Raw genomic sequence first — 10,112 nt, 5'->3', positions numbered from 1 at the left:
CCACGTCGAGGCCCGCCCGCCCGTCAGGCGAACTGCGTCAGAGAGACGGCTTCGGCAGCGGACCGCCGGTGAACACCGTCGCCGGGCTCGCGCTGCGCGCGACCGCGGCCGTGACCGGGACACCCGAACCGAAGGCGTAGGTGACGCCGTCGCTGTCCCGGTAGGTCACCACCACGCCGCCGGCCGAAAGCCCGGTGAGCGTCGGGTCCGTGGCGGACTGGTAGGCCGCCCCGGTCCGGGAGTCGACCAGCTTCTGCCAGGCCTGGTAGCCGGTGCTGCCGGGCGCGTTCTGCTGGGTCACGTAGACGTAGCCGTCGGTGGCGCGGACGGCCACGTGGACCACGCCGCCCGTGTCGACGGCGGCGGCCGGGGAGCCCTGCGCGGTGACGCCGGCCAGCGGCTGCCACGTGCCGGTGAAGCCGGCCGCCTGCTCACGCTGGTTGACGACCACGCCGTCCGGCTGGACGGCGAAGGCTTCGAGGTTCTTGTCCGGGTTCGCCGTCGCGGCGAGCTTGCCGGTCCAGCCGGTCCCGGGCACGGCGCTCCAGGCGCCGAGCGTGCCGTCGAGGTACGTCGCCTTGGTGTAGGTACCGCTCGTGGTCCGGGCGACGACGTCGATCCCGTCGCTCTGGGCGACCGCGGTCAGGTCCGCGGTCAGGCCCGACGACGGCAGGACCTTCCACGGCAGGAACTGCTTGCTGGCGGCGTCCTGCTGGCGGACCAGCAGGCGGCCCGCGCCGTCCACGGCGAACGCCGTGCCGGTGCCCGACCGCTGGACGAGGACCGCGGCGCCGGGCGTCCAGCCGCCGAAGCCGCTCGCGGCGGGCCAGGTCGTGGTGGCTGCGGCCTGGGTGCTGCTGCGGGTTTCGCTGTCCTGCCCCAGAGCCGTCACCAGCAGGCTGTCGTCGGCGGCCCGGAGCGCGCTCGGGGTGCCGGTGTACTGCTGGTAGCCGGGCACCACCGAGAAGTCGACGACGGTGATGTCCGTCGAGCGCTGGCGCCCGTGGATGAGCCGGCCGAAGCCGTCGACGTAGAAGTGCTGGAGCTTGCCGCCGGTGCCTTCGACGACCGCGCTCGGGGCGTCGGCGACGACCGGGACCACGGGACGCGTCGGCAGGCCGGGGTCGACCAGCTTGCAGTCGTCGGTCGTGACGCTCAGCTGGTAGTTCGTGCCGATCGTGCCGACCACCTTCCAGCCCAGCCAGTTGCCGGCGCCGAGGTAGCGGTACCACTTGATCTGCCCGGTGTTCTTGTCCAGCGCGTAGAGCACGTCACCGCCGGCCGAGGCGATCTGGGCGTAGTTCTGCCAGCCGCCGCTGCCGACCAGCCGGGCGTACTCGAGCCACCGCTGGCTGACCGGGTCGTACTGGAACCGGTAGAGGTCGCCGCCGGGGGTGCGGGCGTAGAACACGCCGGCGCCCGCGCCGACGATCATGTCGTACTTGGTCGTGGTCCAGCCGGTGTCGATCAGCCGGTCGGTCCAGGTCTTAGTCGTCTCGTCGTAGCGGAGCCAGGCGAGGATGTTGTCGTGGGACCAGTAGAAGTCGCCGGTCGCGTCGACGGTGATCCGGTTGCGCTGGGCCGGCAGGGTGACGCCGTTCCAGCCGGTCGCGATGATCTGGCCGGCGCCGCCGTTCTCCCAGCCGGTGGCCAGCCGCCGCTGGCGCAGGACGCTGCCGTTGTCGGAGATGAGGTACATCCGGCCGTCGGGACCGGCGAGCGTCTTGCCCGCCCACGTGTTGCCGATCGTCGCGCGTCCCGTCCAGGAGACGGCGCCGGTCTCGGGTTCGTTGTGGCGGTCGAGGTCGAGGTGGGTGTCCGGGAGGGTGTAGAAGACGCCGGCGCTGGCGCGGCAGGTGATGGTGTCGGCCGCGGCGGCCACGTTCGCACCGGTCACGCTCACCGCACCGGTGAGGGCGACGGTGAAAGCGCAGCCGAGGACGGCGGATCTCCGGGCGAAGGGTCTCTGGCGCATGGACTACCCCTTGTCGTGAAAGCGTTTTCGAGCAGCGCGGAACAAGCCCGGCGGCGTGCCGGGCAGCGGTCGGCGATCGGTGCGGGGCCCGGATTCGGGCAGACTTCCCCCAGGTGCGCGGCACCTCCCATGCCGCGCGGCGACGAGCTCGCCCTCCCGCGAGCCATTCGATCTCCCCATCCGATCTTCTTGCGGCGGCGTTACCCGTTCCCGGGCGATTGGTCCGTTCGGCCCACTACCGAAGTCGGGAACCACTCGAAACGAAACGGGCCGGGCACCACCCGCGAAGGGTGGCACCCGGCCCGTTTTCTTTGCGCTGTCTAGCGTTCGCTCGTCGGCGACACCAGTTCGCCCGGTCCGCCACCGGCCTCACCGGCGACCGCCGCCAGCTCCTCGCCCACCGATTCGCGGTCCTTCGGGCGCGCGTCCTTCGTCAGGAGCGAGGCCACCGCGCCGATCAGGCAGACCACGATCGCGAAGCCGAACGCCACCGCCAGGCCCGACTGGAACGGGCCCGAGATCAGGTTCGGGAAGAAGCTCCGGCCGGTCAGGAAGGACGCCTGGTCCGGCGGGAGCGTCGCCAGCTGGCCGCCGAGGAGCTGCTGGATCGGGTTGTAGCCCAGGAACGCCGCGAACAGCACCGCCACCGCCGGGAGGTTCGCCACCTGGGACGCCGCCGCGTCGGGGACGCCGTGGGCCACCAGGCCGTCGTGCATCGTGGCCGGGAGGCTGCTCGACAGGCCCGAGATGATCAGGCTGAAGAAGAAGCCGATCGACAGGACCATCGCTGCGTTCTGGAAGGTCGTCATCATGCCCGCGCCGGAGCCGCGCGCGTCGGCCGGGAGGCTGTTCATCACCTCGGCGCGGTTGGGCGAGGAGAACATGCCCATGCCGATGCCGTTGATCAGCAGGATCGCCGCGAACGCCCAGTAGTCGAAGTTCACCGGGAGCAGGATCAGCAGCAGGAACGTGACCGCCGTGATGAACAGGCCGCTCGAGGCGAGGAGGCGGCTGCCGATCCGGTCGGCGAGGATGCCCGACGTCGGCGCGGCCAGCAGGAAGCCGACCGTCATCGGGAGCATGTAGATGCCGGCCCAGAGCGGGGTCTGCTCGAACGTGTAGCCGTGCTGCGGCAGCCAGATGCCCTGCAGCCAGATGATCAGGATGAACTGCAGGCCACCGCGGCCGAGCGACGCGGTCAGGTTCGCGATGTTGCCCCACGTGAACGAGCGGATCCTGAACAGCGAAAGCCGGAACAGCGGGTTGTCCACCTTGGTTTCGATGACCACGAACGCCACCAGTACCGCGAGCCCGCCGATCAGGCAGGTCAGCACGAACGGGCTGCCCCAGCCGGTCGGCGACGAGCCGTAGGGCTGGATGCCGTAGGTGATGCCGATCAGGACCGCGATCAGGCCGACCGCGAAGGTGATGTTGCCCCACCAGTCCATCCGCGCGTGCTTGCGGACGCCGGTGTCGTGCAGCTTGAGGTACGCCCAGATCGTGCCGATGACGCCGAACGGCACCGAGACGAGGAAGATCAGGTTCCAGTCGACCGGCGCGAGCACCCCGCCGACGACCAGGCCGAGGAACGACCCGGCGATGGCCGCGACGCCGTTCATGCCGAGCGCTAGGCCGCGCTGGTTGGCCGGGAAGGCGTCGGTGAGGATCGCCGAGGAGTTCGCCATCAGGAAGGCGCCGCCGACGCCCTGCACGATCCGCCACCCGATCAGCCACAACGCGGCCGCGTCACCGCCGAACCACGTGATGGCCAGCATGATGGAAGAAACGGTGAAGACGGCGAAGCCGAGGTTGTACATCCTCGCGCGGCCGTACATGTCGCCGAGCCTGCCGAAGCTCACCACCAGCACCGCGGTGACCACGAGGAAGCCCATGATCATCCACAGCAGGTAGCTGGTGTTGGCCGGTTCCAGGGGGTTGATCCCGATGCCCTTGAAGATGTCGGGCAGCGCGATCAGCACGATCGAGGAGTTGATCGTGGCGATCAGCATGCCCAGCGTCGTGTTGGACAGCGCGATCCACTTGTACCGCGGCCCCAGTTCCGCGATCGAATACGTCCGGCGTTCCGCCACTGTGCAACCCTTCTGCTCGCCAGTCCCTTAGCTAGGCTAAGCAAGTTGCTTGCGTATGGCAACCAAGTACGCGAAACGCATGGGAGAGCATGATCACAGTCGCTTGACTGTCCTTTGTGGATCCTTTACCGAACGAGTCGTTCACCTCGCCCGACGCATGAACCGAAGGCAAGACCGGGCCACTCGCCCTGATCCCGGATCCCGGACGGGCCGCCCGGGCCGATCCGGCTGCCCCGTTCACCTCGCCCGACGTCAGGGCGCCGGCAAAGTCAGGGCCGGCTGTCGCGTCGCGGGTTCGTGGTGGTCGGCGGTCACCGGGCAGAGGCGGCGGTGGACCGAGCGCGATTTCGCCGCGTCAGCGCGGCACCAGGCGCCCCAGCACCGCGACGCCCTCCTCGATCTCCGACGCCGTCCGCGCCGCGTAGCCCAGCACCAGGCCCGGGCGCCCCGGCCGCTGGCGGTGCCAGGACAGCGGCTGCACCTTCACCCCCTCCGCCAGCGCGGCCGCCGCCACCGCGACGTCGTCCACCTCCCCGTCGAACGTGATCGTCAGGTGCAGGCCGGCCGCGGCGCCGTGCACCCTCGCGGCCGGCATCGACGCGGAAACCGCCCGGATCATCGCGTCCCGGCGACTCCGGTGCCGGGCCCGGACCACCCGCAGCTGCCGCTCCAGCTCGCCCGTCTCCATCAGCCGCGCCAGCACCAGCTGGGCCAGCACCGCGTTGCCCAGGTCCGCGAACCGCTTCGCCGCCACCAGGTCGTCCCGGAACCGCGGCGGCGCCAGCAGCCACCCCACCCGCAGCGCGGGCGCCAGCAGCTTCGACACGCTCCCCGTGTAGCAGACCTCCGGCACCATCGACCGCACCGCGGGCACCGGCGCCCGGTCGTAGCGGTGCTCGGCGTCGTAGTCGTCCTCGACGAGGATTCCGCCGCCGGCGATCCAGCGCATCAGCTCACGGCGGCGCTCGCCGCCCAGGACCACGCCCATCGGGAACTGGTGGGCGGGCGTCAGCAGCACCGCCGGCGCGTGCAGCGCGGCGACCCGGACGCCGTCGTCGTCCACCGGGATCGGCGGGGTCGCCAGGCCGCAGTGGTGCAGGTGCTGGCGCGCGCCGAGCGAACTCGGGTCCTCCACCGCGATCTCGGAGATCCCGTGCTGCCGCAGCACCTCCCCCAGCAGCGTCAGCGCCTGCGCCACCCCGGCCACCACGATGATCTCGCCCGGGTCGACGCGGATCCCGCGGTTGCGCGCCAGCCAGCGCGACACCGCCAGCCGCAGCGAGGGCGCGCCGCGCGGGTCGCCGTAGCCGAAGTGGGACGGCTCCAGCTCGTCCAACACCGCCCGCTCGGCGCGCAGCCACGCCGCACGCGGGAACGCCGTCAGGTCCGGGACCCCGGGCGTCAGGTCGAGCCGGGCCGGGATCGCGCGGATCGCGTCGAACACCTCGACACCGGGCAGCGGCGTGATCACCTTCGACGGCACCCGGGCGGGCGCGGGGTCCGGCGGCAGCACCGGCGCGGCGACCACGACCGTCCCCGCGCGGCCGCGGCCCGCGGCGTGGCCGTCGTCGATGAGCCGCTGGTAGGCCTCGGTGACGACGCCGCGCGACACGCGCAGCTCGGCCGCCAGCACCCGGGACGCGGGCAGCCGGCCGCCGACCGGGAGCCTGCCGTCCGCGACCGCGGCGCGCAGCTGACCCGCGAGCCAGTCCGCGAGCCCGCCCGGCGGGGCCTCGCGCACGTCTAGCTGGAGGAAGTCCGACCCTATGGACCCCTCCGAAGGGTCTGCTTTGGCTCTGTCCACCGGGCCATTGTCGCAGCACGCTGGGCTCATGGACACCACTTACGTGCACGGGTACGCCGCTCCCGAAGCCCGCCGCCTCGGCGACCAGGCCGACACCCTCGCCGAGCTCCTGCACGCCGGGACGGCGTTCCCCGCCGGCAGCCGCGTGCTGGAAGTCGGCTGCGGCGTCGGCGCCCAGACCGTCCACCTCGCGGCCCGCAGCCCGGACGCGCACCTGACCGCGGTCGACGTCTCCGAAGAGTCGCTGAAACAGGCCGAAGCCCGGGTCCCGGGCGTCGACTTCCGCCAGGCCGACCTGTTCGGCCTCGACGGCGAGTACGACCACCTCTTCGTCTGCTTCGTGCTGGAACACCTGCCGGATCCGGAGAAGGCCCTCGCCCACCTGAAGACCCTGCTGCGGCCCGGCGGCACGATCACCGTGATCGAGGGCGACCACGGCTCGGCGTTCTTCCACCCGCGCAGCGAAGCCGCGCAAGCCGCGATCGACTGCCTCGTCCGCCTGCAGGCCGACGCCGGCGGGGACGCGCTCATCGGGCGGCGCCTGTACCCGCTGCTCGCCGGCGCCGGCTTCGACGGCGTCGCGGTCGAGCCGCGGACCGTCTACGTCGACGAGTCCCGGCCCGGCCTGGTCACCGGGTTCACCCGCGACACCTTCACCGCGATGGTCGAAGGCGTCGGCGAGACCGCCGTCGCGCGCGGGCTGGCCACCGCCGACGGCTGGGCCCGCGGAGTCGCGGACCTGCACCGGACCGAGGACGGGACGTTCCACTACACGTTCTTCAAGGCCACCGGGAGGACGTCGTGATCACCCGGCGGCTCGCGGGCAGCACCAACTTCGTCGACCGCGACCGCCAGCGGCTGGAAAGCGACCTCGCCGCGCTCGAACCCCGTTATCCGACCACGCGGTCCAAGGCCGCCAGGTGGTTGCGGACGCGGATCGCGCCGGGCACGCACTCCCCGGCGTAGCAGGCCAGCGCGCGTTCCCAGTGCTCGCGCGCGGCCACCGCGTCCCCGAGTCCACAATGGACTTCACCGAGCCCGCAGTGCGCGCGGCCCTGTTCGGGGCCGCACCCGGTCTTCTTGGCCGCGGCAAGGGCTTCGCGGTGGTAGGCGAGGGCCTCCGACGACGCTCCCCGCGCGGCCGCCACCGCGCCCAGGCTGTTGAGCACGCGGGATTCGACGCCCCGATCCCCGCATTCCCGGGCCAGGCCCAGTGCTTCTTCCAGGTGCCGCGCCGCTTCATCGGGCCGCCCCTGCGCCAGCCGGACGTCGCCGAGGTGCTTCAAGGCGACCCCGCGGTTGGTCGGGCTGCCCGTCTCGCGCGCGATTTCCATCGCCCGCTCGAGGTGCTCCGCGGCCTCGGCGTACCGGCCGAGCGCGTGCTCGACGTCGCCGAGGATGCCGAGCGCGTACCCCTCGCTCACCCGCACGCCCATCGCCTGGAAGTGCTCGAGGCCTTCCGCCAGTGCCTGCGCGGCCTCGTCGTGCCGTCCCTGCGCCGACAACGCGTCGCCGAGGTTCACCAGCGCGTAGCCCTCGCTGGTGCGATCGGCGGTTTCGCGCGCGAGAGCCAGTGCCTCCTGGTGGTACCCGGCCGCTTCCGCGTACCGGCCGATGCCGCGGCAGGAACAGCCGAGCACGACCAGGACCAGGCCTTCGCTGGTGCGGTCGCCCGTCTTCCGGGCCACGGCCAGCGCTTCCGTCGAGTAGGTGATCGCCTCGGCGAACCGGCCGAGCGCGCGGCAGACCAGGCCGAGGGTGTTGAGGACGTGGATTTCGGTGCGCCGGTCGCCGGTTTCGCGGACGAGGACGAGCGCTTCCTCCAGGTACCGCCGCGCTTCCCGCGACCGGCCGACGCGCCAGTGCCCGAGCGCGATCAGGGTCAGCGGCTCGGCCTCGGCCGCGCGGTCGCCGGCGTCGTGGGCCAGCGCCGACGCGTGCGTGTGCAGCACCAGCGCCTCTTCGTGGTAGCCGCCGACGTCGAGGTAGTGCCAGAGGATCCCGGACAGCAGGCGCAGGTGGTCGGCCCAGCCGTGGCGGGTCGCGTGCGCGGCGACGGCGAGGAGGTTGCGCCGCTCGGCCTCCAGCCACGCCTGCGCCTCGATCACCTTGACGTCGGGATCCGGCACCACCGGCCGCAGGTGCCGTTCCTGCGGCAGGACCACGTCCATGGCCTGCGCGGCGGAGCGGACGTAGGAGTCGAACAGCCGCTCCTGGGCCGCGCGGCTCTCGTCCGGCCCGGCGGCCGCGAGCTCGGCGGCGTAGACGCGCAGCAGATCGTGCAGCTGGACGCGGTCGTCGCCGGTCTGCTGCGCGAGGTGGGCACGCACCAGCACGCCGGTCAGCCGCTCGGCCTCGGGCAGGGGGACGTCGGCGAGCGCGGCGATCGCGACCGGCGTCAGGTCGCGGCCCGGGTGCAGGCCGCAGAGCCGGAACACGCGCGCGGCGTCGGACGGCAGGTGCCGGTAGGACCACGAAAACACCGCGCGGACGGCGGTCAGCGGGTCGCCGCCGCCGTCGAGCAGGTCGAGCCGCCGCCGTTCGTCGGCCAGCTCCGCCGCGAGCGCGGCGAGCCGCTCCCCTTCCCGGCTCAGCGCCAGCTCGGCGACCAGCCGGAGGGCCAGCGGCAGCCGGGCCGAGTACCCGATCAGCGCCGCGGTGGCGCCGGGTTCTTCGTCGACGCGCGGGCCGAGCAGCGCCCGCAGGAGGTCGCGGGCTTCGGCGTCGGTGAGCAGGCCGACGAGCACCCGGCGGGCGCCGTGCCGGGCGACCAGCCCGGGCAGCGCGTCCCGGCTGGTCACCAGCACCAGGCACGTCGGCGAGCCGGGCAGCAGCGGGCGGACCTGCGCGACCGAGCCCGCGTTGTCCAGCACCAGCAGCATCCGGCGGCCGGCGAGCGCGGTGCGGAACTTCGCCGCGCGCTCGTCCGGCTCGGCGGGGATGTCCGCGCCGGGGACGCCGAGCGCGCGCAGGAACCCGGACAGCGCGTCCCCCGGCTCGACCGGCCGGACCGTGCCGTAGCCGTGCAGGTCGAGGTAGAGCTGCCCGTCGGGGAACTCGGCGGGCGAGCGCTGCGCCCAGTGCACGGCGAGCGCGGTCTTGCCCACCCCGCCGGTGCCGGAGAGGACGGCGATGCGCGCGCCGGTGTCGCCGTCTTCGCGGCGCAACAGCGAGTCCAGCTCCGCCAGCTGGGTGAGGCGGCCGCGGAAACCGGGAACGTCGGCGGGCAGCTGCGCCGGGACGCGGGCCGGGGGCTCGGGGTCGGCGAAGTCCTGCCGCAGCACCTGGCGGTGGACGGCGCGCAGCTCCGGGCCGGGTTCGATGCCCAGCTCCTCGGCGAGCCGCCGGCGTATCTCCTCGAAGACGTCCAGCGCGGCGGCCTGGCGCCCGGACGCGGCGAGCACCAGCATCAGCCGGGCGTGCGCGGACTCGTTGAGCGGCTCCTCGGCGGTCAGCACCCGCAGGTGCACCGCCGCGTCCTCGGGGTCCGCGACCCCGGCGTAGGCCATCACGGCCTTGGCGCGCCGCATCGCGAGCGCGAGCCGGGCGGGGTGCTGGCGCAGGCGTTCGACGTCGGCGAGCGCCGGGCCGCGCCAGAGTTCGAGGGCCTCGCCCGGGGCGTCGCGCGCCAGGAGGGCTTCGAACTCCAGCAGGTCGAGCTCACTTTCGCCGGCGGAAAGCCGGTAGCCGCCCTTGTCGGTGGCGATCAGGTCGGCGGGCCGCAGCGCCCGTCGCAGCCGGGCGACGTAGGTGTGGAGCAGGTCCAGGCACGACGGCGGCGGCTCGTCCCAGACGACGTCGACGAGGTCTTCGCGCCGGACGGTCCGGTTCGGCTGCAGGGCGAGCAGCGCCAGGATCAGGCGCTGCTTTTCCGCGCCGATCTCGACCGGCTCGCCGCCCCGCGACACCGTCAGCGGGCCCAGCACGCCGATCCGCACCGGCTCCGGCGGGGCCTCGGCGAGCACTTCACGCAGCCGCCGTTCGGTCTCCGGGCGCGGCCGCCGGACGTTGCCGAGTTCGGCGTTGCGGACCGCGCGGAGGCTCAGCCCGGCGCGCTCGGCGAGCTGCGCCTGCGTGAGCCCGGCGAGCACGCGGCGCTCCCGAAGCCACCCGGCGAACGACCGGCCTTCCTCCACAAGCGTCCTCTCCCGCGTGCCCGAGCGGAACGTACCCCTCAAGCATCACGATCGTGCCTCCCCACCTGTACCACCGAACGGCGAAGATAACCGTTTCCGCAGGTACC

Annotated in this window: 5 protein-coding genes; 1 reads left to right on the top strand and 4 read right to left on the bottom strand. The window is 73.0% G+C overall.

Annotated features, from left to right (window positions below):
• Positions 1-37 precede the first annotated feature (37 nt).
• The 3 genes from AB5J73_RS22825 to AB5J73_RS22815 all read right to left on the bottom strand — a co-directional run bounded on the left by AB5J73_RS22825 (position 38) and on the right by AB5J73_RS22815 (position 5,869).
• Entirely contained in the window at positions 38-1,975 is a 1,938-nt protein-coding gene (locus AB5J73_RS22825; protein WP_370972046.1) for a tachylectin-related carbohydrate-binding protein, read from the bottom strand.
• Positions 1,976-2,295: 320 nt separating this feature from the next.
• Positions 2,296-4,065, bottom strand: coding sequence for an MFS transporter (locus AB5J73_RS22820; RefSeq protein ID WP_370972044.1), 1,770 nt, complete (start codon positions 4,063-4,065; stop codon positions 2,296-2,298).
• A 355-nt stretch (positions 4,066-4,420) separates the two neighbouring features.
• Positions 4,421-5,869 (bottom strand): PLP-dependent aminotransferase family protein, encoded by a 1,449-nt coding sequence (locus AB5J73_RS22815; protein WP_370972043.1) that lies wholly within the window; start codon positions 5,867-5,869, stop codon positions 4,421-4,423.
• A gap of 28 nt (positions 5,870-5,897) precedes the next feature.
• Here AB5J73_RS22815 and AB5J73_RS22810 point away from each other — a divergent pair, with 28 nt between their 5' ends.
• Entirely contained in the window at positions 5,898-6,674 is a 777-nt protein-coding gene (locus AB5J73_RS22810) for an L-histidine N(alpha)-methyltransferase (RefSeq protein ID WP_370972041.1), read from the top strand.
• Positions 6,675-6,759: 85 nt separating this feature from the next.
• Here AB5J73_RS22810 and AB5J73_RS22805 read toward each other — a convergent pair whose 3' ends face one another.
• Complete coding sequence (locus AB5J73_RS22805; protein WP_370972039.1) at positions 6,760-10,005, bottom strand: tetratricopeptide repeat protein; 3,246 nt, start codon at positions 10,003-10,005, stop codon at positions 6,760-6,762.
• Positions 10,006-10,112: the final 107 nt, after the last annotated feature.

The organism is Amycolatopsis sp. cg9, assembly GCF_041346945.1.
Lineage (GTDB): Bacteria > Actinomycetota > Actinomycetes > Mycobacteriales > Pseudonocardiaceae > Amycolatopsis.
The sequence above is the reverse complement of the archived record's forward strand: the minus strand, read 5'-3'. Positions and strand labels throughout refer to the sequence as shown.